The sequence below is a fragment of the Winogradskyella flava genome (assembly GCF_014243395.1).
Classification (GTDB): Bacteria; Bacteroidota; Bacteroidia; order Flavobacteriales; family Flavobacteriaceae; genus Winogradskyella; species Winogradskyella flava.
Map to the genome: position 1 here is coordinate 210,280 of NZ_JACLCP010000003.1, position 24,938 is coordinate 235,217.

General features: G+C 34.8%; 27 protein-coding genes. 16 read left to right on the forward strand and 11 right to left on the reverse strand.

What is annotated here, in order from left to right:
* The first annotated feature begins 3 nt into the window (after positions 1-3).
* On the forward strand, positions 4-1,467 hold the full coding sequence (locus tag H7F21_RS11365) for an aminoacyl-histidine dipeptidase (protein WP_185789409.1): 1,464 nt from the start codon (positions 4-6) through the stop codon (positions 1,465-1,467).
* 172 nt (positions 1,468-1,639) lie between these two features.
* On the opposite strand, the gene H7F21_RS11370 is transcribed toward H7F21_RS11365, so the two are convergent.
* The 3 genes from H7F21_RS11370 to H7F21_RS11380 are packed head-to-tail and all read right to left on the reverse strand — an operon-like array spanning position 1,640 to position 4,407.
* Positions 1,640-2,839, reverse strand: coding sequence for a peptidylprolyl isomerase (locus H7F21_RS11370; RefSeq protein ID WP_185789410.1), 1,200 nt, complete (start codon positions 2,837-2,839; stop codon positions 1,640-1,642).
* Entirely contained in the window at positions 2,832-3,365 is a 534-nt protein-coding gene (gldI, locus tag H7F21_RS11375; RefSeq protein ID WP_185789411.1) for a gliding motility-associated peptidyl-prolyl isomerase GldI, read from the reverse strand. The genes H7F21_RS11370 and gldI overlap by 8 nt, the downstream gene beginning before the upstream one ends.
* A 10-nt stretch (positions 3,366-3,375) precedes the next feature.
* On the reverse strand, positions 3,376-4,407 hold the full coding sequence (locus tag H7F21_RS11380) for a DHH family phosphoesterase (protein WP_185789412.1): 1,032 nt from the start codon (positions 4,405-4,407) through the stop codon (positions 3,376-3,378).
* Between the two features lie 685 nt (positions 4,408-5,092).
* On the opposite strand from H7F21_RS11380, the gene H7F21_RS11385 reads away from it, so the two are divergent.
* Positions 5,093-5,512, forward strand: a complete 420-nt coding sequence (locus H7F21_RS11385; protein ID WP_185789413.1) for a nucleoside-diphosphate kinase — start codon at positions 5,093-5,095, stop codon at positions 5,510-5,512.
* Between the two features lie 36 nt (positions 5,513-5,548).
* On the opposite strand, the gene H7F21_RS11390 is transcribed toward H7F21_RS11385, so the two are convergent.
* Positions 5,549-7,288: a serine hydrolase gene (locus H7F21_RS11390; RefSeq protein WP_185789414.1), complete on the reverse strand. Its 1,740-nt coding sequence runs from the start codon at positions 7,286-7,288 to the stop codon at positions 5,549-5,551.
* 102 nt (positions 7,289-7,390) lie between these two features.
* Positions 7,391-7,951: a helix-turn-helix domain-containing protein gene (locus H7F21_RS17580; RefSeq protein ID WP_185789415.1), complete on the reverse strand. Its 561-nt coding sequence runs from the start codon at positions 7,949-7,951 to the stop codon at positions 7,391-7,393.
* A gap of 343 nt (positions 7,952-8,294) precedes the next feature.
* Between H7F21_RS17580 and H7F21_RS11400 the strand changes: the two genes are divergently transcribed.
* Entirely contained in the window at positions 8,295-9,092 is a 798-nt protein-coding gene (locus tag H7F21_RS11400; protein ID WP_185789416.1) for a hypothetical protein, read from the forward strand.
* 292 nt (positions 9,093-9,384) lie between these two features.
* Here the strand turns inward: H7F21_RS11400 and H7F21_RS11405 are convergent, their stop codons facing one another.
* The 5 genes from H7F21_RS11405 to H7F21_RS11425 form a co-directional block, all read right to left on the reverse strand.
* Positions 9,385-10,314, reverse strand: a complete 930-nt coding sequence (locus H7F21_RS11405; RefSeq protein ID WP_185789417.1) for a hypothetical protein — start codon at positions 10,312-10,314, stop codon at positions 9,385-9,387.
* A complete protein-coding gene (locus tag H7F21_RS11410) occupies positions 10,301-10,756 on the reverse strand; it encodes a DUF6932 family protein (RefSeq protein ID WP_185789418.1) in 456 nt (151 codons plus the stop codon). The genes H7F21_RS11405 and H7F21_RS11410 overlap by 14 nt, the downstream gene beginning before the upstream one ends.
* Before the next feature lie 153 nt (positions 10,757-10,909).
* Positions 10,910-11,674: a hypothetical protein gene (locus H7F21_RS11415; RefSeq protein WP_185789419.1), complete on the reverse strand. Its 765-nt coding sequence runs from the start codon at positions 11,672-11,674 to the stop codon at positions 10,910-10,912.
* A 1-nt stretch (position 11,675) separates the two neighbouring features.
* Complete coding sequence (locus H7F21_RS11420) at positions 11,676-12,356, reverse strand: hypothetical protein (RefSeq protein WP_185789420.1); 681 nt, start codon at positions 12,354-12,356, stop codon at positions 11,676-11,678.
* Between the two features lie 124 nt (positions 12,357-12,480).
* Complete coding sequence (locus H7F21_RS11425) at positions 12,481-14,289, reverse strand: serine hydrolase (protein ID WP_185789421.1); 1,809 nt, start codon at positions 14,287-14,289, stop codon at positions 12,481-12,483.
* Positions 14,290-14,659: 370 nt separating this feature from the next.
* Between H7F21_RS11425 and H7F21_RS11430 the strand changes: the two genes are divergently transcribed.
* From H7F21_RS11430 to H7F21_RS11480, 11 genes are all read left to right on the forward strand, one after another.
* Positions 14,660-15,082: a DUF2141 domain-containing protein gene (locus H7F21_RS11430; RefSeq protein WP_185789422.1), complete on the forward strand. Its 423-nt coding sequence runs from the start codon at positions 14,660-14,662 to the stop codon at positions 15,080-15,082.
* Between the two features lie 11 nt (positions 15,083-15,093).
* Positions 15,094-15,717, forward strand: coding sequence for a hypothetical protein (locus H7F21_RS11435; protein WP_185789423.1), 624 nt, complete (start codon positions 15,094-15,096; stop codon positions 15,715-15,717).
* A 16-nt stretch (positions 15,718-15,733) separates the two neighbouring features.
* Entirely contained in the window at positions 15,734-17,089 is a 1,356-nt protein-coding gene (locus tag H7F21_RS11440; protein WP_185789424.1) for a histidine kinase, read from the forward strand.
* A gap of 11 nt (positions 17,090-17,100) precedes the next feature.
* Positions 17,101-17,406 carry a 2TM domain-containing protein gene (locus H7F21_RS11445; protein WP_185789425.1) on the forward strand — a complete coding sequence of 102 codons (306 nt, stop codon included), beginning with the start codon at positions 17,101-17,103 and terminating at the stop codon, positions 17,404-17,406.
* 12 nt (positions 17,407-17,418) lie between these two features.
* Positions 17,419-17,757: a 2TM domain-containing protein gene (locus tag H7F21_RS11450; RefSeq protein WP_185789426.1), complete on the forward strand. Its 339-nt coding sequence runs from the start codon at positions 17,419-17,421 to the stop codon at positions 17,755-17,757.
* A 49-nt stretch (positions 17,758-17,806) separates the two neighbouring features.
* Positions 17,807-18,943: an amidohydrolase family protein gene (locus tag H7F21_RS11455; RefSeq protein ID WP_185789427.1), complete on the forward strand. Its 1,137-nt coding sequence runs from the start codon at positions 17,807-17,809 to the stop codon at positions 18,941-18,943.
* A 4-nt stretch (positions 18,944-18,947) separates the two neighbouring features.
* Entirely contained in the window at positions 18,948-19,274 is a 327-nt protein-coding gene (locus H7F21_RS11460) for a 2TM domain-containing protein (RefSeq protein WP_185789428.1), read from the forward strand.
* 31 nt (positions 19,275-19,305) lie between these two features.
* On the forward strand, positions 19,306-20,061 hold the full coding sequence (locus H7F21_RS11465; protein WP_185789429.1) for a LytR/AlgR family response regulator transcription factor: 756 nt from the start codon (positions 19,306-19,308) through the stop codon (positions 20,059-20,061).
* Positions 20,062-20,175: 114 nt separating this feature from the next.
* Positions 20,176-20,598 (forward strand): SRPBCC family protein, encoded by a 423-nt coding sequence (locus H7F21_RS11470; protein ID WP_185789430.1) that lies wholly within the window; start codon positions 20,176-20,178, stop codon positions 20,596-20,598.
* Between the two features lie 50 nt (positions 20,599-20,648).
* Positions 20,649-21,500, forward strand: a complete 852-nt coding sequence (locus H7F21_RS11475; RefSeq protein WP_185789431.1) for a helix-turn-helix domain-containing protein — start codon at positions 20,649-20,651, stop codon at positions 21,498-21,500.
* A gap of 73 nt (positions 21,501-21,573) precedes the next feature.
* Positions 21,574-22,179 (forward strand): SRPBCC family protein, encoded by a 606-nt coding sequence (locus H7F21_RS11480; protein ID WP_185789432.1) that lies wholly within the window; start codon positions 21,574-21,576, stop codon positions 22,177-22,179.
* 166 nt (positions 22,180-22,345) lie between these two features.
* Here H7F21_RS11480 and H7F21_RS11485 read toward each other — a convergent pair whose 3' ends face one another.
* A complete protein-coding gene (locus tag H7F21_RS11485; RefSeq protein ID WP_185789433.1) occupies positions 22,346-23,518 on the reverse strand; it encodes an LETM1-related biofilm-associated protein in 1,173 nt (390 codons plus the stop codon).
* Positions 23,519-23,662: 144 nt separating this feature from the next.
* Here H7F21_RS11485 and H7F21_RS17515 point away from each other — a divergent pair, with 144 nt between their 5' ends.
* Together H7F21_RS17515 and H7F21_RS17520 are read left to right on the forward strand one after the other, a co-directional pair.
* Complete coding sequence (locus H7F21_RS17515) at positions 23,663-24,319, forward strand: DUF4331 family protein (RefSeq protein WP_185789434.1); 657 nt, start codon at positions 23,663-23,665, stop codon at positions 24,317-24,319.
* Between the two features lie 26 nt (positions 24,320-24,345).
* Positions 24,346-24,912, forward strand: a complete 567-nt coding sequence (locus tag H7F21_RS17520) for a DUF4331 family protein (protein WP_185789435.1) — start codon at positions 24,346-24,348, stop codon at positions 24,910-24,912.
* Positions 24,913-24,938 lie beyond the last annotated feature (26 nt).

Genomic DNA, 24,938 nt, shown 5'->3' on the forward strand with positions numbered 1-24,938 from the left:
ATTATGAGTCAAGATATAAGAAGCCTAGAGCCCAAAGCCCTTTGGAATAAATTTGCAGATTTAAATGCTGTGCCACGACCTTCAAAAAAAGAAGAACGTGTTATACAATTCATGAAAGATTTTGGTCATAACCTAGGTTTGGAAACCATTGAAGATGAGGTTGGTAATGTTATCATTAGAAAGCCTGCAACCAAAGGAATGGAAGGCAGAAAACCCATCGTTATGCAGTCACACTTAGACATGGTACATCAAAAAAATAATGATACTGACTTCGACTTTGATACCCAAGGTATTGAGATGTATATAGAAGGCGATTGGGTAAAAGCCAAAGGAACTACGCTTGGAGCCGATAATGGTTTAGGTGTTGCGACGATTATGGCCATCTTAGAGAGCGACACTATAGTACATCCAGATTTAGAAGCCCTTTTTACTATAGATGAAGAGACTGGTATGACCGGTGCTATGGGTTTAAAAGGTGGCTTATTAAAAGGGGATATATTGTTGAATCTTGACACTGAAGAAGACGATGAGATTGGTGTAGGTTGCGCTGGTGGCATTGATATTACGGCGACAGGGACTTATAGTGAAGAGCGTGTGACAAAAGACGATCACAAGGCTTATAAAATTGAAGTGAAAGGTCTGCAGGGCGGACATTCAGGAATGCAAATTCATGAGGGATTAGGCAACGCCAATAAAATCATGAATCGTTTGTTATATGCTGTTGTTGAGGATGTGAAAATCGCTGAAATTGATGGTGGAAGTCTACGAAATGCTATTCCAAGAGAGAGTGTTGCCATTGTAGCATTTGAAGCAGATAAAGAAGATATACTTAAAAGCTTATTAAAGGTACTATCTGAAACCATTAAGAAAGAATTGAAAACCATGGAGCCTGACTTGCAAATCGTTATTTCAGAATGCGATGTGCTAGAACAGGCGATGCCATTTGGCGCCCAAGAGCAATTAGTAAATGCCGTATATGCGGCACATAATGGTGTATATCGTATGAGTGCAGATATACCTGAACTCGTGGAAACGTCTAATAATATAGCGCGAGTTATTGTTAAGGATGGCCACTTAAAAGTTGGATGCCTTACACGCTCTTCTGTGGAGTCTTCTAAAATGGACTTGGCGAATGCCTTACGCGCTACTTTTGAATTGGCTGGTTGTGATGTCGAATTTTCGGGTGAGTATCCTGGTTGGCAGCCCAATATGGGTTCTGATATTTTGAAAGTGATGGTGCCAATTTATGAGCGTTTAAACAACGGCGAAAAACCTCATGTAGCAGCTTGCCATGCAGGATTAGAATGTGGTATTCTTGGACAGAATTATCCCGATATGGATATGATTAGTTTTGGGCCAAACATTAAAGGTGCGCACTCACCAGATGAGCGTGCACAGATTTCTTCGGCACAGAAGTATTGGGCATTTGTTCTGGAGATATTGAAAGAGATTCCGAAGAAGAATTAATACCATATTTTGTCATTCTGAACGAGTTTCAGAATCTTAAATACTATTTGAATAGGTGCTGAAACACCCTCCGACAAGCTCAGTGTAAAAATTCAGCATGACATATCTGTAATAAGTGTAAACAAAAAAAGACAGCAAAGTTGCTGTCTTTTTTTGTTTTATTAAGCGTCTATTACTCTGCAATACTTGTCAATTCGATATCAAAAACCAGGTTGGTTTTTGGTGGAATCACAGGTGCTCTTCCAGCATCGCCATAACCTAAATAATAAGGGATAAACACTCTGGCTTTGTCACCAATTTTCATGTTTAGCATGGCTTCTCTAAAACCTGCCACTAGCGTAGCACTTTCATTATATGGCATGCTAAAAGGTGCATAATAACCAGCCTTATCTTGCTGTTCGTCATATTTGCCATTCTTTTCTGCAACGTCTTTCCAAGTGGTCCAAAATAAGGTCCCATCTTCAAAATAACCAGCACAATCTACATTGACTTTTTGTGCAGAGGTTGGTTTAATACCATTGCTTTCGTTCGTAAAAATCATGGCCATACCAGTCGGTGAGTCAATACGGCGACCATCTAATTCCTCATTCTTTTTCAACCATTCTGCTTTTGCTTGCCTTGCCAATTCTTTTGACTTTTCATTGGCTTCTTCTCTTTCTTTCTTGAAGTTTTCTTCAACTTTCGGCATGTCTTCCGCAAACACTTTTGGTGCATCAAAGAACTTAGCATCTTTACCTTTTCTTATGATGTTCACTTTAGTGATCACTACATCCTCAACAGGTTTATTTCTTGCAGCAACCTTAACATTAGAGATAGAATCTTGCACTTCAAGACCTTTTACCAATTCACCAAAAACAGAATGACAACTCACACCCCTTTGGTCACAAGGCTTTAAATTTCCTTGATCATCATAGAAATTTCCTCTAGGATAAGGTGCTTCAGTAATAAAAAACTGGCTTCCGTTAGTATTGATGCCGCCACCATTGGCCATGGATAAAATTCCAGGCTTATCATGCTTTAGGTCTGCACTGTAATCTGCCGCAAATCTGTAACCAGGAGTTCCACTACCACTAGCCGTTGGATCTCCGCCTTGTATCATAAATTTATCCATAACTCTATGGAAAGTAATACTATCATAGAATGGTTTTCCTTCATACTTTTCTTCTACCATAGGATGTTCACCTTCTGCCAAAGCTACGAAGTTGGCAACGGTTACAGGGACTTTATCATAATGCAGTTTGGCAATCATAGTACCTTTTGTAGTTATGATTTCTGCATAGAGACCGTCTTCTAATTCAGGATAACGTGCTTGGCAAGAGGTACTTGCCAATACGAGTAATACAACTAATGCTGTAAGTGCTTTTTTAATCATTTTCTTGGGTTATAGTATTTAATGTTACTTCGCAAATTAATGGAATATTCGTTCCTATTTTGTCTTCGTCACCATAGTAGCCATATGCTTTTTGTGACGGAAAAATAAAGGTGACACGTTCTTCAGGTTTCATGAGTTTGAGACCTTCACGCAGACCTGTGAATAATTCCTGCTTATCCATGATATAGGTTCTGTTGGCATTACCGTAAATCTCGGTACCGTTAATGTCAGAAACATTATAATCGAAATCCACTAGATCACCAAACTGGGGTTGTAAAGTATCATTCTCTATCTTGGTATTGTAGTAGTACCAAAATCCACTTTCTGAAGCGATATAATCCTTATCTGGATTGTTCTTGATAATCTCTTGGATAAGGCTTTTCTCTTTTTCGTTGAGCTTTATGTTACGTTCGGCAGATTCTTTTAAGAATGAACCAGATTGAACGGACTCTGGTAGTCGCGCTTCGGGCGATTTACAGCCGAAACATAAGAATAATACAACGATTATGGTATGTAGGTTTTTCATACTTAATGTTTTAATGCTCCTTAAGAGCTTGGGACAATTCCTCTTTATATTGGGGTAATATACTAATAAATTTATCAATCGTTGCTTCTAAGCTATCTTCGCTGCGTCCTCCAGCGGCATTATCATGGCCTCCACCGTTAAAATGACTTCTAGAAAACTGATTAACCGAAAACGATCCTTTACTGCGGAACGATATCTTAATAATGTTCTCCTGCTTATTTTCCGTAAACATTGCGGCAAAAATAATACCCTTTAATGACAGTCCATAATTCACGAAACCTTCTGTATCGCCTTTTTTAAAGTTGAATTCATCCAGCTCCGCTTGCGATAAGGTGATATAAGCTGTTCCTAATTCTGGTATCACTTTTAGGTTTTGCATGGCTCGCCCCAATAATTGTAAACGACTATAACTGTTGGTGTCGAATACGTTATTATGGATTTGTGCATTATTGGCACCTTTGGCAATTAAATGACTAATGACTTCGTGTGTTCTGCTTGTGGTTGATGGAAATCGAAACGAACCCGTATCTGTCATAATACCAACATAGAGACAAGTCGCCATGTTTGATGTTATTTCGTTCGCATCACCCAACATGTCAATAAAGTTATAGACCATTTCGCAGGTTGATGACATGCGCACATCCGAATAGGTGTACTTGGCATAATCGTCAGGTTGTTGGTGATGATCTATCATGATTTTTGTGCAATCAGATTGCTCTAGTGACTTTGCCATGTCACCTGCACGATGAAAGGCATTAAAATCCAAAGTAAAGATAAGATCGGCTGTATCAATTAAAGCCTGACTTTCTTCTGCTTGATTTTCGAAGATGACCACGGAATCGTCACCTGGTAACCATTTTAGGAAATCAGGATAATCGTTAGGTGCAATGACAGTAGCATCATGACCATAAGCCTTTAAATAATGATATAAGCCCAAAGTAGAACCCATGGCATCACCATCTGGATTTTTATGTGGTACAATCACAATGCTTTGCGGTCGGCGCAATAGGTCTTTGATCTCTGGAATCTGTGCTTTAATCATAAGCAGCGAATTTACAATTTTTAGGTGTTTTGAAAACCATTTTAATATGAAATTAAGATTCGATGTTGTTAAGAGTGATTATAATACAGAGGTTCTCGATACAAAATTGCAGAAAAAGCAATTTTACTTCAACTGACAACATGGGTTTGATTAGAATGATGATTCTATTTTTAATACTATAATGTCACTTCGAGTGATTCTGAAGGATGAGGAATTGTATCGAGAAGTATTTGGAACTAGAAACCTGTTCTCGATACAAATTTTATCTGCTGTCGCATCTAAAATTCACTCGAACTGACAGAAGAACTATTTTTTCACTTTGATTTTTTATTATTACCTATTTGTCACTTCGAGTGATTCTGAAGGATGAAGAATTGTATCGAGAAGTATTTGGAACAAACCTGTTCTCAATACAAATTTTATCTGCTCTCGCATCTAAAATTCACTCGAACTCACATCGAGGTTTAGATTAGCTTTCAGAATTAAGCACTTGTCGCTTCGAGAGTGCTTCGACAAGCTCAGCATTACACCTTAGCGACCGCTTGGAGAGTGCTTGAACAGACGTCTATATTGTAACATTAATTTAATAAAGCCTTGTCTTGATAAATTAAAGAAATGCATTACTTTTGCATCCACATTCGCAGAAGCGTTTTTTGCGAAGGCGAACAAAATTAAAAAATTATACATGGCAACTAACAGAACATTTACAATGTTAAAGCCAGATGCTGTTGAAAAAGGACACATTGGCGCAATATTAGAAAAGATTACAGCTTCAGGATTTAGAATCGTAGCAATGAAGTTAACCCAAATGACGACGGCTGATGCTGAAGAGTTTTATGGTATCCATAAAGAGCGTCCATTTTTTGGTGAATTGGTAGAATATATGACTCGTGGCCCAATCGTTGCAGCCATCTTAGAGAAAGATAATGCTGTTGAAGATTTTAGAACCTTAATTGGTGCGACTAATCCGGCGGATGCAGCAGAAGGAACGATCCGTAAATTATATGCAGCTTCTATTGGCGAAAATGCAGTACACGGAAGTGACAGCGATGACAACGCAGCTATTGAAGGAGCGTTTCATTTCTCTGGTAGAGAGATGTTTTAATAACATACCTCTATATAATATTGAAAAGACCATCTGTTAGGATGGTTTTTTTTTGTTTAAGTTTTGAAAACTTAGGGCTAAAAACACAAACCATAGTGACCATCCTAGATATAGAATTCTTTGAATAATACCCATGTAATTGAAAACGAACTCTGGATCTACTGATCTTATTGCTATTAAACAAATTGAAACTATGGTTAAAAAAATACTCAATAAGGCTAAACGTCTTATTCCATAAATTTGAGATTTTCTCCAAAGAAAAATAGCAGTTATTGGACTTAAGGCGCTAAGAATAATAATATTTGTAAACAGTGAGTAGAGTTCATTTGGAAAGGGAAATAATGAAGCTCCTATCATTGCTATAGGGACAAATAATAACAACATAGCAGGTATTACATTTATCTGATGTCGCTTACAGTTCTTGTAGATTATTAAAAAGAAAAGTATAGAAAGCAAAGCCGTTGTAAATTGTATGCTTGCCATAAAAGTTCCAGAACTGCTGTAGAATGCGTCTAATGCTGTTATAGGTTCAGAAAGGTAATTGTAATTCTCACGTAATAGCCCCGAAATAAATGATCCGATCCAAAAAATAAGCGGAGTTATGAAGCCTAAATAGATTAGATTTCTGGAGGTCAATACTTTGCTAAATCTGAACCTTAAAATAGAATAACATAAAAGACCAATAATTAGGATTACCAGCCCTTGTACATTTCTATTCATAGATACTGCAAAAGGTTTGTTATGATATATCTTTAGAACATTATCAAGTATTTCTTCTTTTCTAATGACGATGCCGTTTGTTGCATAAGCTATAGTTAGCTCCTCTTTTGGGTAATAGAAAAGACTCGACTCAGAGATCCAACCACCAGTATGCCCAAAGCCCTCACTATCTAAAAACTGTGTTTTCATAATACCTAGTCTATAAGAGTCATTGCCCTCAAGCATATTAGAAAGACCTTGTTCTGAAATTAACTTGCCATCAAATAAGGCTTCAATAAATAGTGCCATGTCTTCCATAGTGGCTACAATGCCTCCATCAGCTGTTTCTATATGATTGTTATAATCTGCTTCGCCATCAACGGGTATCCAACTACCATTAAAATTATAGGTATTTGCTATGTTTTTTAAGTTTTTTACGGTTTGCGTTCCGAAGTAGGTGTTTCTAAGTTTAAGCTTCGATAAGATTCTGTTACTCAAAGCTGTTTCAAAATTCACACTATCTAGGGTTTCAATAATGTACCCTAAAAATAAGTAATTGGAATTACTGTATCTGAAGTTTTCTCCAGGTTTAAAATTAGGTGTAAATGTTCCTATAAGTTCAGCGATACTGTCTTTACTCTGAATATCTCTAAGTTTAATGTCTTTTTCAATATCATTGACATAATCAAAAATCCCGCTTCTATGGCAGAGCATTTGCCTAATGGTTATTTTTTTTGAATTTGGTATTTGAGGATAGAACGTATTTAATGTCGTATCTAATGATAGTTTCCCTTCTTCTATAAGTTGAAAGATCATTACAGCCGTATACGTCTTTGTAATAGACCATATCTTATAGTGCGTTGCCGTAGTAGATTTTTCTTTGTCGTTACCATTAATGGTTTTATAGCCTATAGCATTGGAGTATAGTATTTTCCCATTTTTTGAAATAGCAATACTGCCCATGGCTTCATTACGATGTTCTAGGGAAGAAAAGTAACTGTCTAGTTGCTCTGTATTTATGTTTTGGGCGTAAGTATAACTAGATATTAGTGCTATAAAGACAAATAAATATTTCATATTCTAAGTGGTTTTGAATAAGCTCAAAAGTATTTGAATATGAAACTTGATATCATAAAAGTCAGCTGTCAATAACCCGACATTTACCTGACAAAGGTTATGTTATATAAGGTCTGGGAAGATTTTTAAAATCTTTCTATTGCGATCTAAATCTCTTGAAGTCTTGATCACTATTAAAATAGAAACAAGAGTGTACATAAAATAAATGATGGGTACAGGTTTAGGGATCGCGCCATTACCTCTTCCCATAAGTAAAAAGATTGAGACTGATAAAAAAACGAGGAAAAATGTGCTTAGTATTTGAATGCTAATTATTCTTTTACCAATAGTTTTTACATAATCGTTTTTTATGTTGAAAAAATAAACTAGTGTTGGAAGAATTAAATTTCCAAAAGGTAGCATTAGAACACTTAGAATACTAAAATTCATAAGTTTTACTTTATGCAAATCATCATAAGGTTCTTGAATCTCAGATTGCGATATTACAATGTCTGAACTTTTAACCTCTAATGCTTTGGCCAATGTTTTTATGGTATGAGCACTTCCAGGTGTTAAACCCTTTTCGAGGCGTTGTATGGTTCTCACCGATATACCTGAATGCTCAGACAACTCCTCTTGGGTTAAGTTTTTTGCTTTCCTATGTGCTTTTAGGCTGTTTGGCACTGCGATATTTTTAGTTATATGGTTAATAGATGCAAAATGTGCTATGACATATATATGACTTACAAATCCATACCATTCAAATATAAATAAAAAGCACTAATGCTAAACTTGATTGTTACTCTGGTAGAGAGATGTTTTAAGGCAAACACATTTTATAATATTGAAAAAGACCATCCTAAAAGATGGTCTTTTTTTGTGTATTACATTTTTTGCACCGATATATTGGCCGTGGCTAATTACTTTGTTTAATTTATCCAAGTGGTAAATAACATACTTAGCATGAGGTTATTAATATTTTTTTTTAAATTGTTAGAATTTTCCATAAATTCTAAGTTTTAACTATATGAAAGAAGTAAATAAACAGTTAATACCAATTGCATGTACCTTATTAACAATTCTACCAGTTATTTATTTTGCAAAAAATAATTCAGATACAGATCCAAACTATGCATATCTTTTAAACGCCTATTTAATTGTTATTATTTCAATAGTAATAATGCTTTTTATAGCCGCCTTTTTTGGAGATTTAATTCTAGCACTATTTAGAAAACAGTTGGATAATTATACAAATTTCATTTATCAGAGATATAAGACAGCTATCGAATATATTGATGTTAACGGAAAAACTGTTTCGCTTAATACTACCATTTACATAACTAATCTCAATTTTTTCTCAAAGAAAAAAACAACATCTAATGAACTCGTCACTGATGGATACGGAAAAATTGAACCAGAATCTGGCACTGGAATTAATACTAGATTAGTAAGGAAAAAGGATTTTGAACTCAGTTATGAAACAAATATATCAAAGAAGAACACCATAAAGAATGAGCATTACACGACATTCGGTGCTAAGTATTTAGATACTTTTTGTAAAGAAGGAAGTAATTTTTGGCAAATTCAACCAAAGCACTATTGTAAATTCTATGAATTTATATTGATATATCCTGATTCAAGTAAAGAGATTGAGCTAAACTTTAGAATAGGCGATCGATGTAAAGATGGTACTTGTGAGAATTGGAGAATAGATAGTGAGACCGATTACACCACTTACACTAGATTTGGTAAAAAAATTGCAAAAGTTTTGTTTTACAATATTTCAAACTCAGAGGTTCGATATATTTCTTGGAACTTCTTTTAATTGCTACCTGGCATATATTGTTATGTTACGTTTTAATTTATATTAATAATGTCAAATATCAAGCCAAAAGCCAAATAATGACATTTAGTCTAAAGCTTATAGACAAAGATATAGGTTTTTTTTAAATATTCGATTAAAAGTTATTTTTATCGATGAAAAACGCTTTAAAACACAATTATACTCTTAGATTTAATGGCTAACGCTCACTATTGCTGAATTGAAAATCCACTAGGATTTTCAAAAGTAGGCGAGAACAGGCAATTACTTATAGCCATCCTAAGTTTGTTTTCTATTAAATTTCTAACAAGTTATATTCAGTTTTCTCTTTCTGAGAAACTGTACTTATTATCGTCGTTTTAGTCATAGTAACATCTCTAAGCTCTCCAATATGAAATTCTTTAAGAATTTCCGTAAATGAACTTTCATATCTTACTGAAAAAATTTGACCTGTTTCAATATCTCTAATTTCAATTTTGTTTTTCAAACTCAATGTGATTAGTTCGGCTTGGAAGTTTAAAACTTCTGGCTCAGATACTTCTATACTTTTAAAAGTATTCGAGAACATTAAAATTTTGTCTTTATCTCCAATCCATTCTCTCGCCTCGTAATCTGGACTTTCCCAAGTCAGTTCAATTTCTAATTCATCTTTCACTAATTCGTCAAGAAATTTTGAAAAATATTTCGAGTTCTTAACACCAACTTTCTCGATGTTCTCCATCAACTCTATTTCATTATTCGAAGAAAACAACTCGAATGTGTTCTCTAATGAATTTTGAATTAGACTTTTACCAAAAATATCAGGACTTGTTTTGGCAGAAATATAGAATATTGTAGAACCACTTGCCATTCCCTCAAGTCTTATATCAAGACTATTTTTTAAAATACTCTCAATTTTTTTGCCTCCTTTTTTTCCGTATTGAAGGAATTGAGAAGTTTTGTATAGTGCATTCGAAAAGGAATTGGTAATTCCTCCAACCGATTCTAATGGGAACGTTCCAAACCTAGCAATATTTCCTCTAAGTCTAAGAGCTATTATTTCTTTGTTTCTTTTAAGGTTGGCATCGTGTAATGATTTTTGAAGATTACTTATTTCTGATTTGTAATTTTCAATCTGTAACTTCAAAGCAAAGTCGTCTGGATTTCTTTTTAGCAGAGGCAAAAGTTCTTCAATCTGCGATTGAAGATATTCTATACTTTTATTTAACCTGCTAATTGACTCCATATTCAAATCTAGCTATTCCTTTCGGTACTTCGTTTCTTGTAAATCCAAACCAACCTCTCCAATAACTTCGGTTCTTTGCATCGTCGTTTGGACACAGCAAGATATCTAAATCATATCTTATTTTGGTCGTAGCTCGATGAAAAAGACTATTTATTATTTTCTTATCATCTATACTTAGTGCATTCATCTGATTTTTATCGTAAACTATCAGTAAATCAATATCGTCAGGTTCATCTTTTAAGGTTAAAAAAGACCCATCTAGCCATACTTCAAATTTTGCATTTACTTTTGATAATTCAGTCAAAAAAATTCTCAATTGACTAACCAAATGACTTCTTCTTGCATTGTTTGAGAAATTATCAACGAACAGATTGTCTAAATTATCTAATTCAATGTCGTGAAATCCTGCTGGTAAAAGTGGGGCGTATTCTGGTTTAGTCATTCGTTTGTTTTACTTACTGCCAATGGTCTTAGCTATGAGTAGTTGCCTGGTTTAGCAATTAAATTTGCAAGTACACGCCAAGCTGAAAATATATGAGTATTTTCGAGTTTACATGAAATTAGCTCTTTATCATTTTAGTTTGTTAGCGTTAATTCATTTTAAATTTTGAATCTTGGAGTTTATTTCTTCTATTATGTGATATTTTTTATCGATCTCTGGAGGGAGATATTTTTTTGCTTGTTTAACTAACCTTTTTACTAATTCACCAATTAAATTTATACTATGTTTTTCTTCTTTTCTTAAAAACACAAATAGTAAAGCATACAAAAAATAGATGATATTCCTTTTAGGATCTTTGATACTACTTGCTATTGCACTATTTAAGTTTTCATAAGAGAAGTAAAATCTATTATAGTTATAAAATAGATTTTCATACTTTGGCGTTTCAATAATTTGTAGAAGATCAAATAAATTGTCATCTGGCTCTGAATCAAATTTAAACTCAAAGTTTTTTGTAGTAATTATCACTGAGATTGGAAGTTTATCATTATCATTTCTTATTTCTTTGAAAATATTTTTTTTGTTAAGATTCGCTATAGTATTAATTGTTTGTATAGAATTAATCCTATTCTCTAATTCAGAATACTCTTTTGTTTGGTCAAAAAAATCAAATGTGTATTTCTCATAATCTCTAATTTTCCTTTGACTTCGTAATTTATTGCAAAATTCTATAGAGTTATTTTTGTTTAATACTTTATTGATTTCAAACTTTTCATTTTTAATAAGATTTAAATAGTAAGTTTGGTCCTCAGAAATATCAAGAATTCGTTTTGATTCAAAATAAATTGTTTCTTCCAGATTGTCATGAAGATAATTCTTATATTCACTCAGTATTTCACTATAAATAAACTTTGCCATTTTATATTGCTTTTTCAACTTTTTCTCTGAAATTCTCTGGTAAACTCTCATTTAAACTGGAGCAAACAGTATTCCATAAACAATAAGGGTCGTTTTTATCTAAAATTTCTTCTTTTCTAAGTTCTTGGAACGATATTGATTCAAGATCTAAATTTGGAAAAAAACATAGCTCTAGATGGTCTCCTGGACTTAATCCATATTGATTACGCACATATTTATTTTTATAATCATGTTTATGAATTAGTTTTTGATAGCTGATGCCTTCTTGAAAAGCAGCAATTATTGCTTTTAATTTCTTAGATTTTTTTAACATTAAATATAGTGCAACACTATCTAGATTCTCATTATTCGAAATTGAACCTATCTTTTCTTTATATAGTAAATGAGCTTGGTTTAATAATTTTTGTCCATCAGAAGTTAATAGATTTAGATGACTTTTTTTATCTTGATCTATTGAGTATTCAACACAAATTACAATTGGTTTTGAATTATCTTTCGTTGCTGCAACGTGGGAATACCATAAGGCTATATATGGATTCTCACAAACAAAATATACTCCTTTAGTAATCCAATAGTTTCCTATTTCTTTTACATCTGATGGTTTAAATTTTTTTTCCGATTTAATTTCTCTCCAAGCTTTCTCGGAAGTCCCATGGTAATATTTTATTTTGTCACTGAACATTCTTGAATAATTAATGCTAGCTGAGGGCTAAAAATAAACCTTTAACCAAACTACGTTTATAGGCTCAAATATAGACTTAAAACATACAACTTTATATACGTAACCTTACGTATTTTTAAGAAATTTATTCGGTTTTCCGTTTGGCTACAAAGGTTCCATTGGGCTGTATAAACTTTACCTCATTAATGGCGCCATCAGTTTCCAAAAACTCTACCTTAAAGCCCTCTAGGACCTTAAAATTAAATTTATGTTCTGCCGTTGGAATGAGCTCATATTCGGGTTGTCCTGGCACAAAGACATAGAGCACATTCTCGTCTTTGATATAGGCTTTAATTTCGGTACCCATTAAATCGTATTTACCCACATAGCGCTCCATGGTTTCAGGATCGACATCAATGGTGTTTGGTGTGCGCTTAAAGGCTATAGGATCAGTCATGGGTTCTATTTCGGCCTTGAGGTAATCAATATCTCCAGCTACATTGGTAGTGAAAGTCACTTTTAAGGATTTGCCAATGCCCGTAGTATCGACTTTGCCCTCTTTAAAGTCAATCAGCTCAAAGGTATCGTAATGAAAGTGATGCAGGTATTGTCGGTTATTGTCCAGTTCGGCATACAAGGTGTCGTTCTCCACAACGACTTCAAACTTGCCATAACCTTTATGTTCATAAGCACCTGTATAGTCTATTTTGGTATGTGATGGTCTAGTATTCTTTACGTTAGAGATATCGTTGGTGTCTTTAGCCTCTTCCATAGCTTTTAAGGCTTTTTCGGTATCTTCCTTATACTTCTCGGCCCATTTTGTTTTGTTTGTTTTCAGCATATGGTCCGCAGCGATATTTCTTATCAAACGTGGTACGGCAGAGCCATTTTGGTTCGCTAATACCACAATGCCCAAACTATCTTTTGGATATAAGGCAACACTAGCAGAAAACCCATCGATATTGCCACCATGTTCTACCATATAATGGCCTTTGTAAGAATGCAGGAACCAACCATACCCATAATTGGCATATTGCACACCTGGCAATTCATCCGATGGAAAACCTGAGGCTGCCACCATTTGTGAACTCATGGCTTCCTTGACATAAGCCTCTGGAATGATTTGTTCTTCACCATATTTACCATCGTTAATCCAAGTCATTAACCATTTGCTCATATCGTTAACGCTACTATTAATACTTCCTGCTGGTGACATCCCAGCAATGTCATAGTAGTCCATTTTTTCGATGTTTCTATCGTCATCCAATTGGTAGCCAAAAGCCGTATTTGTGCCGTTTTTCATACCATCAATCATCGTTTTGGAACGGTTCATGCCCAAAGGCTTAAAAAATGTCTCTTCTATATTTTCTTCCCAGCTTTTTCCTGTGATTTTTTCAGTGATGACCCCTTGTAATAAAAATCCAAAGTTGTTATAATACCATTGCTGGCGAACGCCAGTAAACGGTTCGTGATATTGCATTCTTGCCACTAAAGTGTCTTTATCGTGCGATGGAAAAAAGTACCAAGCACCATCATGTCGTGGCAAACCTGTACTATGTCGCATTAAATCCTTGATGATGATGTTATTGTTCATCTCATCATTATAAAACTTTAATTCAGGCACATATTTTAAGGGACTGTCATCCAATGATAGTTTATCGTCTTCACGCAATATGCCGAGTAATGCAGAGGTAAAGGCTTTTGTAGAAGAACCAATGGCAAAAAGGGTATTGGCATCTGCTGGGACTTTGTTCTCGTAGTCGGCATAACCAAAGCCTTTGGCATAAATGATTTTATCACCCTCTACAATGGCAACGGCAAAACCTGCGGTTTTCGAGGTTTCCAATACCGAATTGAATTGTTTTTCAATGCCTTTAAGGCGCTTATCGGTTTGTGCGAATGATAAGGTGATAAAAAAGAGGAGGGCAATGCTGAGAAATCGGATTTTACTCATGTGATTTCTATTTTTCTGATGGAATTCGTGAATCTTCGATTTCATTTTTGGTTGATTTTTAGTGGTTAGTCAATGCTTTTACTTCAAATTGAAATTCGTCAGTTCGAGTGTTCCGACACTAAAAGTCGGAATGTATCGAGAATAGAATTTCAATGGTAAACCTTATTCTCGATATAAAATTCTAATAGGATTTTACTCGAATTGACGGTTTACTTATAGCGTATCAGTATCGAAATGCCTTACTAAGTTACGTTTTTTCACAAGTAATTTAAGAAAATTACAATTCGTCATTTAAATTTTACAATTCGGTAGCTTCCATTTTATAAATGCGCATTTGTGTCGGATATTTGTATCAAACAAAATAATTATCATGGGAACCTTAATAAAATTCGTAATCATAGTCGCCATAAGTACAGTGTTTTCCTATGCCCAAGGGCAAGACACTTATAGTTTAACCGTAAAGGTAGAAGACGCCGATAGCAATGATGGCCAGATGTTTATTGCGGTGTATAATACCGAAGCTAATTTCTTGGGCAAGTCTTATAAGGGCACTACAAGTAAAATTTCTAATAACAGTTGCACTGTGACTTTTAAGGATATACCAAAAGGGACGTATGCGGTTTCCATTTTCCATGACGAAAATGATAATGGAAAGTTAGATAGCAATTTCTTGGGTATTCCAAAAGAGGATTATGGCTGTTCGAATAATGCATCAGGTTTTATGGGACCACCAAAATGGAAAGACGCCAAATTTGAATTAAAAGAAAATTCATCAATAACAATAACACTATAATACTATTTAAAATGAAGCATTTAATCACTATCGTATTACTATTGGTCGTAGGCATTACATCTGCCCAGACCAATTTTGAAAAAGGGATGTCTAAAGCCTTTGAACTCTGGAAAGCAGATAAATGGGACGAAGCTGAAAATATGTTCGAACGTATTGCAAAGGCAGACGCAGACCAATGGTTGCCTAATTATTACATAGCGCAAATGAATAGTTTAAAAAGCTGGAGCGAAAAGGACGAAACGGTTTTAAAGGCGCAATTGGATAAAGCACAAGAGCATTTGGATATTGCTATGACCAAAAGTGAGGACAACCCAGAATTAATAATAATGCAAGCGCAGGTGTTAACCAATTGGGTGGCTTTTGATGGTATGACCTATGGCATGAAATATGGATCTAAAGTCAGTCAGCTTTATGCAAAAGCATTAGAGCTAGCACCAAAGAATCCTCGAGCTGCATTTTGTAAGGCAGAGTGGGATATGGGAAGTGCCAAATATTTTGGAAAGGACACCTCACCATATTGTCAGGACATTGAAGCTTCCATTGAACTTTTTGATACCTTTAAGGCAGAGAGTGATTTCCATCCGAATTGGGGAAAAGAGCGAGCAGAAGAAGTTTCAGCGGCTTGTAAAGAGTAAAAATTAAATACTAAGTATGTCAAAATCAGTTAAAAATATCGTCATCACATTTCTAATAGGATGTGGAATATTCATTGTAGGAGAGCTCATATCAGGTGATATGTTTCAATACGATAACATGGATGTTTTTTTAACTGAGTTTGGTTTTTATCAGCTTTATACCTTTGTTCTGAGCTATGTTAATATGCTCTACTTTAATTACGTTAAACGAATTCAGCTTAACAGTTATGAAGTTGTAAAGCGAATCTTATTTGGAATTTCTGGTGCTACCGTAATTACATTAATAACAATTTTCTTCTTAAGAATTTTTATCTCAGTAGTTATTTTCGGTCAGCCCTTTGAAGCGTTTATTAAGAACGAGAGCTGGCAAGGGTATTCTTTTGGATTATGGATCACCTTATCTATTCTTTCAGTGTTTTATGTTACTTATTTTTATAATAGATTTCAGAAAAACAAGATCAAGGAGCAAAAAGTCATTGCTGGTGCTGCCAGTGCTAAGTTTGATGCCTTAAAGAATCAACTAGATCCGCATTTCCTCTTTAATAGCTTAAATGTATTAACCAGCTTAATCGAGGAGAATCCAGAAAATGCGCAACGTTTCACAACCTCACTATCAAAAGTGTATCGCTATGTTTTGGAGCAGAAAAGCAAGGAACTGGTAACGGTAGATGAGGAGCTGAATTTTGCAAGAACTTATATGTCGCTTTTAAAGATGCGCTTTGAGGATAGCATCATTTTTGAAATTCCAGATAAGGCGTCAAATCCAGAAAGTAAAGTTGTGCCTTTATCGCTACAACTGCTTTTAGAAAACGCGGTAAAACACAATATGGTTACTTCTAGCAAACCGTTGCACATAAAAATATACGAAGATGGGAATCACTTGGTAGTGATGAATAATCTTCAGCCAAAACAAATCGTAAAGAAGAGCAGTGGCGTTGGATTGGAAAATATAAAACAACGTTACAAGCTGCTTTCAGAACGAAAAGTTTACATCAATCAAAGAGACAAGGATTTTGCCGTGGCGATTCCTATGCTCACAAAACAAGTATCAATCATGAGAACAACACAAAAATCACAAGAACGTCTTAATGACGATTATGTTAGGGCTCGCAAGCGTGTCGAGGAGTTAAAGGCATTCTACTACAGTTTAATTTCGTACTGTTTAGTCATCCCATTTCTAATATTTATCTGGTACCAATTTTCGCAACACACCATTCAATGGTTTTGGTTTCCTATGGCAGGTTGGGGATTAAGCTTAGTGTTTCAAGCCTATAGGGTTTATGTCGATGGTGGCGCTTTAGGTGCCAAATGGGAAGAGCGTAAGATCCAGGAATACATGCAGAAAGAAGACAAAAACAATAATTGGAATTAAACTATGACGTCATGAAAAATGAAAATTTAAAATATATAAGAGCTAAGGATAGGGTCGAAAGAATTAAAGGCCTGTACAATCATTTAATTATTTATCTAATCGTTAATATATTGATTACAGGATTTAAAGTATCTAACGATTTAGATAGTTGGGACAGCTTTATAAGCGAACTCACAAGCATAAACGTATTAAGTGTTTGGGGCATTTGGGGCATATTCTTAGTGTTGCATGTTCTGTCCGTAAAATTTGGACAAGGATGGGAAGAGCGTAAAATAGAAGAATTCATGAATGATGAATTATCAAACGATATCAATTAAAACATTATAAAGATGGAAAAGTATAGTATAGAACCTTATAAGGATAAAGATGAGGTTTCGGATTTTAGAAAAGAAGAGGCGTATTTAAGAGCTAAGAAAAAAGTAGATTCGCTAATCGGGTTTTACTGGCATTTGGCAGTCTATGTTGTGGTTAATTTGTTTTTAATCATTTTAATAGGTGTGAATGCAGGTTTTGATGGCTTCGGACCATATGCTACGGCAGCATTTTGGGGCATAGGATTGTTCTTTCATTTTATAGGCGTTTTTGGACCGGATTTCTTCTTTGGTAAGAACTGGGAAGAACGTAAGCTTAAAGAGTTTATGGATAAGGAAGAACGTAATTGGGAGTAATTACAGTGGTCAGTCTCAGTTTTCAATCAACATCAAACGAATTAGAATTATGGACAGTATTAGAATAACTTTAGTCGTATTAGGTTTTGCTTTTATTGGCAATGCTCAGAATAGCTTTATCATAAAAGATGTCAAAGTTTTTGATGGTGAAAACGTTATTGCATCCACTTCGGTAAAAGTAGAAGATGGCTTGATTGCAGAGGTGTCAAAATCAATTAAGGTTTCAGATGCAGATCAAATCATTGATGGTAAGGGCAAGAGCTTGATGCCAGCGCTATCCAATGCGCATGTCCATGCTTGGGCACCAGAGTCACTATCACAAGCGGCAAAAGCTGGTGTGTTGAATGTTATGGATATGGCAGGCGTAGAAACCTATCAAATGGCAATGCGTCAGTTAAAGGATTCCACCAATTATGCAAGGTATTATGTGGCAGGTTATGCGGCAACGGCACCCGAAGGGCATGGAACCCAATTCGGATTTCCAGTGCCAACTTTGACTAAACCGGAAGAGGCTAAACAGTTTATAGCGGATCGTGTCAAAGCGGATGTGGATCATATTAAGATCATTTTAGAGCCTTGGCGAAATACCTTATCAATTGAGACGGTTACTGAACTTATAAAAGAAGCACATAATGCCGAAAAAATGGCCGTTGTACATATTAGTCGATTAGAAGATGCTGTTAATGTCTTAAGAAATAATGCCGATGGTCTAGTACATATTTGGTGGGATAAGGAATTGGATGCTGATATACTAAAAACACTTTCTGAAGACAAATCGTTTTTTGTTATCCCGACATTATTAACGACGACCAAGGTTTTTGAAAGTATGGGAGAGCGAGCTAATGAATTTCTTAAAAAAGAACAGCTTTTAGCCGAAGTTAAAAAAATGCACGACGCAGGCATACCAATTTTAGCAGGAACAGATCCTCCGAACGTTGGCATTAATTATGGAACTGATTTGTATAAAGAACTGCAGCTTTTAAGTGAATCTGGACTATCCAATATTGAGGTTTTAAAAGCAGGAACAAGTAATATAACTACAGCTTTTGGACTTGATAAAACAGGGTTTGTGAAAAAAGGCTACATCGCAGATATGATTTTAGTTGATGGTGATGTCACGGAAGATATTTCAAGCTTGAATAATTCTAAGGTCATTTGGAAAAAAGGCAAGCAGGTAAAAAATTAAGTTTATGACCTCGAAAGAAGATAAAAGACGGCAACTAATTGAAGCAAAAAAGCAAGTCCGTAGAATTAAGATATTCTATATGCATTTGGCATTGTATATCATTGCAATAGGACTTATTCTATATAACTTTTATATTCTTGAAGAAGGACCTTATAAAAACAATATTATAAGCTTAAACCTAAGTGTGATAGTAGCTTGGACCGTTTTTATTAGTATTCATGGATTAAATGTCTTTATGGGAAGACGAATTTTTAAAAGAAGCTGGGAAAATAAAAAAGTTGAAGAATTCTTTAACAAGGATAAATCGACCAAAACCACAACTTGGGAGTAGTGTAATACTCTGAGAAAAACTAAATATAAAAATGAATGTAATTATAATTGAGGACGAAAAACCATCAGCGAGACGTTTACAACGTATGCTCAAATCTTTAGAGGTCAAAGCAGAAACCATGTTACATTCGGTAGAAGAGTCTATAGAGTGGTTTCAAAATAATGAACATCCGGATTTAATTTTTTTAGATATTCAGTTGAGCGATGGTTTGTCATTTGAGATTTTTGAAGCTGTAGATATTAATTCTGCGGTTATTTTTACAACAGCTTATGATGAATATGCCCTTCAGGCCTTTAAGCTAAACAGTATTGATTACCTATTGAAACCTATTGATGAAGACGATTTGAAAATTGCTGTCGATAAATTCAAGGACAGGGCACCACAGAAACAATCTGTAACCTTAGACTTCAATGACATAAAGAAACTTTTGGTAAATCCTATTGAGCGCGAATATAAAAAACGTTTTTCAGTGAAAGTTGGTCAGCATTTAAAGTTGATCAACATTGAAGATATAGAATGCATCTATAGCGAAAACAAAGGGACGTACGCGCATACCAACGAAGGGAGAAATTATCTTTTGGATATGACCTTGGATCAGTTGGAAGATGAACTAGAGCCACATGTATTTTTTAGGATTAGCAGAAAGTACTATGTGAATATCAATGCCATTAAGGATATCATAAGTTATACCAATTCTAGACTTCAGATAAAATTTAATCACTACAATGAGCAGGAGGTTATTGTGGCTAGAGAACGCGTAAAAGATTTTAAAAATTGGTTGGAATAATTTACTCCTGATTGACCTTTTCTTATAACTAATTGAACTTTTTTGAAAAAGATTTCTGTCTTTACGACTTTAATTTTGAACCAGATAAAAGTTCAATTTTAAATTATAGAAAAGATGAAAAGATCAAATCACAGTGTAGAGCTACAAATTAATGCTAATCCCGATACTGTATGGGAAATAGTTGGTTCAGGTAAGGATGTAGATAAATGGTTAGCACCAATCACGAGTTGCAGAGTTGACGGCAACAAACGCTATTGCGCTACGGCAGATGGGAGTTTTGAAGAAGATATTTTAGACATAGATCAGGTCAATAAAATCTTCTCATATTTTATTCCGAAACAACATCTACTTCCTGTTAAGGATATTGAAGGTAAAATGCAAGTAAAGACCATCGATGAACATACGTCAGCAATTACTTGGAGCTGGAATTATTTAGTAGAGGAAACAGATGATCATCAAGTGCGAGAAGCACTTAATGGCTTAGGTCAAATGGGCATAAAGGGTATTGAGGCGTTTGCCAATAATCTTGTTAGTTAATTTGAAGTCCATTTTTTTCAACTTGGATTGAAAATAATACCTTTAGCGCTATGGTAAAAGAACATCTTCAATTTACACTTTTTGAAAAAGGCATATTTGAGCGTGTGGTCTTAAAACCTCCGATGAAAGCACCTGGTATTATGCATAATGAAGCTTGTTTTTTATATGCTGTCGAGGGAGAATCCAAGGTGTTTTCAGCAGTATCCGATATAATGCTCCGCACCGAAGAGGCCGTTGTAATGAAATGCGGGAATTATCTTAATGATTGGCTGGAAACCACAGAGCAAAGTTTCTGCCAAGCCATCGCTATCCATTTTTATCCAGATGTACTAAAAAAGCTATACGATAAGGAATTACCAGAATTTTTTAAGTCTGTCAAGGATATTCAACCTACTTGTATAGAAAAAGTAAAATCGAGTAGACTTCTAAAGAATTACATTAATAGTTTACAGTTTTATTTTGAAAATCCAGATTTGGTTAATGATGAGTTATTAAAACTAAAACTCAAGGAAATAATTCTTTTGCTTGTAAATACAGATAAGTCTGGTTCGATGAAAGGGTTACTAGCGAGCTTGTTTACACCGACGGAGTATTCTTTTAAGGAATTAGTTGAAGCTAATATTTATAATAATTTAAGTTTAGACGAACTTGCACTGCTTCATGGTGTAAGTTTGTCTTCTTTTAAACGCGAATTCAACAAGGTATACAAAGAAAGTCCAGGACGCTACTTTAAAAGAAGAAAACTGGAGCGTGCGGCGAAACTGATTATTAGTACAAATGAGCGTATAGGCGAGATCGCTTTTAATTGTGGCTTCTCTGAAGTGGCTCATTTTTCTAACTCATTCCAAGATCAATTTGGCTGTTCCCCTACAGCCTACAGAGTGAGCCAAAACAATAACTAATTGACCTTTTTTTGAAATTCAACACGTGATTGAAAAACTAATTTTGAGTAGTAAGAATTTAAATCTCAAGATTATGTTTAAGAATCAAAAATTATCAATTATTATGGTATTGTTATTAGTTGTTGTTTCTGCTCAAGAAGCAGTGGCTCAAAAGAAAGTTCAAAAATTTACGGTTAGTAAGGTCATTCCTCATAGTGCAGAAGAGGTATGGAAAATAGTTGGAGTGGATTATGGTGCAGTCGCCTATTCTCATCCAAAAATTATGTCTTCGGATTATGTCAATGGGTCTCTCAAAGCAGAGGAGGGTGCAGAGCGTGTTTGTTATTTTAATAAAAAGCAGACAAGATTATTAAAGGAACGCATGCTGTCCTATGATCCTGAAAATATGACTTTCATAAATCAAGTATTTCAAGCGGATAAATTTCCTGTAGATCCAAAGTATACAAGAGGTATTTATAAAGTAGAGCCTATCGATGATGGGTCTTGTCGTTTTGTGTTTAATATGGAGTATAGAACAAAGCCGGCATTTATGGGGGCCTTTGCCAAAGGGAAATTTAAAAGATTGATTAGAGATTATGCCATTTCAATTGAGCACTATATTGCGACTGGTGAAAAGGTAACCAAAGAAAACTTTAGAAAAGTTAAGAAAGCTTACAAAGCGAGGCAAAAGAAAAAATAAGATTAATAAGCACTCCAATTTTTAAAAGTCCTAGCTCAGTACAGCTAGGGCTTTTTTTATGGTATATAAATCTACAGATCGGTCTATCTTAAACACAATGTAATAGTTCATTATCATAATTCAATCTCATGTTTATGAGTGCCTATTTCTATCAAAAATTTACAACTTAGTCTTCTTCAATTCTATTGTCATCAAAGGCCGAAGGTAATAGCTTAGGTATAAATTTTACAAATAGTGGTAATAAAAGCATACCACCAGGCAACATAAAAATGGCTAAACTAGGTATGGATTTAAAAATGTCTAACAACTGATTTTGAATTTTCTTTTGCTCTTCATCAGTTAAATCTCGAGTTGTGGATTGCGCCAAAAGGAACATGGCTTCCTTACTTTGAGATAATTCTTTGGTAAGCCGTCTACTGTTGCGCTTAATTAATTTTGAAACCACCTTACTACTATTTTCATAAAAACTTTGTGCCAGATTTTTAGATTGTAAAAAAGCCACCTTGTCTTTATGTGCCTCATAAAAGACATTAATATCATCTACGGATTGCGTAATGTCTTCATCATTAAGATCTAAATCTTTTCTTAGTTGATTTAGAAAATCACGCTCTTCTTGATTAATGATTTTATCGCTCCAAGACGCCATGCAAATCAAGTCGATGAGATATAGCTTTTCTAATGGTGTTGCAATGTGCGCTATAGCATCATTATATGAAGGTAATTCCAAATTTTTATGGCGAACAGATTCTTGAAAAAGCTTTAAAAGATTATCGTCGTATTTAGATTTTTCAGACTTTGCATCAATGGCTGAAAAGACTATGGTTTCTAAAGAAGATTCTAAATCTCTAACGTAGTTTCTAATGTTGTTTTTATCATTTAAAAATTTGTGATAGCCTAATACATCAACAAATAATAGGGCATTGATTAAGAAATAATTAAAACTCTTCGTAATAATATTGTCATCAATATGAATGCGCTTATGTATCATTTTTTCTAACAAACTATCAGGTTTGTTATCACTAAATAATTCTTCAAAAAAAGAACGCTTTTTATTACCTATAGCTTTATAGTATCTAATAAGACTTTCTGTGAAATCTTCGCTAGTGTTATGCTTCCTATGAACGAAAGAAAAGGTAAGTAGTAAATTGATTTTACAACGTTCCTCATCCGTAAGATCCAAAGCCTTTACGATATCTAAAACAACACCGATGTTGCTTCCATAGATAAAGCCAGTCCGCTTTAGCAGCCTATAAAACTCAACAGTCCCTACCTGAGCATAACTTGACTCAGAAACTTCTAAAAGTAATTTTTTTATCCAGCCGCTAGCCGATGGATTCATAGTCAATTTTTTATAGTATAAAGATACTTTTTATCTCTTAAAATTTCTGGCATTTTAAATTTTTTCAAAAAAATATAAAACCACCCTTACCATTTTCTCGTAGGTAGTGCAGAGACAAAAAATAATTAACAAAATCTCAAAATTATGAAAAAAACAAAATTTTTAATCGCAACAGCAATACTTGGTATTGCAACTTTTGTTGCCATTGCGGCCGATCATATTGATGCGCCTGCGGTACAAGGTGGTACAAGTGATATCACTGACTTTTATGCCTTTCAAGGCGAAAACACATCAAATATTGCGTTTGTAGCTAACATACAAGGTCTTTTGGGCTCTGGTAGTGATACACAAAATGCTGCCTTTGATGAAAATGTAATGATTGAATTTAATATAGACAACACTGGTGACAATGTTGAAGATTTAGTTATTCAAGCCATTGCCAGAGATGGTAAAATGTATGTATTTGGGCCAACGGCACCAGTTCAAACAGGTTTAAACAGCACCATTGTTAGCAATACTGCTAATCAAGTTGTTGTGGATATTACACCTTATGGACAATCGGCTATTGTAGCTTCTTCTGGCGGTATGATGGCATTTGCTGGACCGAGAGATGATCCTTTCTTTATGGACTTTGCCCAGTATGGACAGATCATAGGGGGAAATGCTGCCAGTTTTAATAATCCAGGTACAGACACCTTTGCAGGCTCTAATGTATTATCCATTGTAGTAGAAGTACCAAAATCTATGATAGGTGGCTCTGGTACTATTAATACTTGGGTAGAATCTAAAAGAAGACAATAATCTAAAAATCTTAAAACCGAGAACAGATGAAATTAAATAATATAAAACTATTTGCTGTTGCAATATTAGTGACAATGACAGCTTACAATTGCAGTAATGACGACGATAACAATGGAGGTCCAACTGGGCCAGATTTCTCAGGAACTTACGCACAGCAAGACCAAATGGGTAGACCAGCTGTAAATACAGTATTTGTGTCTTCAGGCATGAAAGATACTTTCAATACTACGGTACCTTCTCAACAGAATGCCTCATTTCAGGCGATGTTTGAAAACAACCTAACGGCATTGAGCCCAGCGTATGCCAATCCTGGTGATGCCAATGCTTTAGGATTAGATGCTCCAACCTTTACAGGTTTGTTAGCCACAGATGTACTTAATGTGTCTTTAGATGGTGAAACAACATTTTTTAATCCAAATACAGGCGCAACCCTAACAGGTAGAGCTTTAGCTGATGATGTCATAACTATAGAATTGCTACTAATCTTTGGTGGTGAGGATTTTACGGAGAATCCAGGCTTGTCTAACGATAATGTCGATGCCAATGATAAGCCGTTCCTAACATCATTTCCTTACTTGGCTTCTCCCTGGTAAGATAGTGAATCCAAATTCTGAAGTAA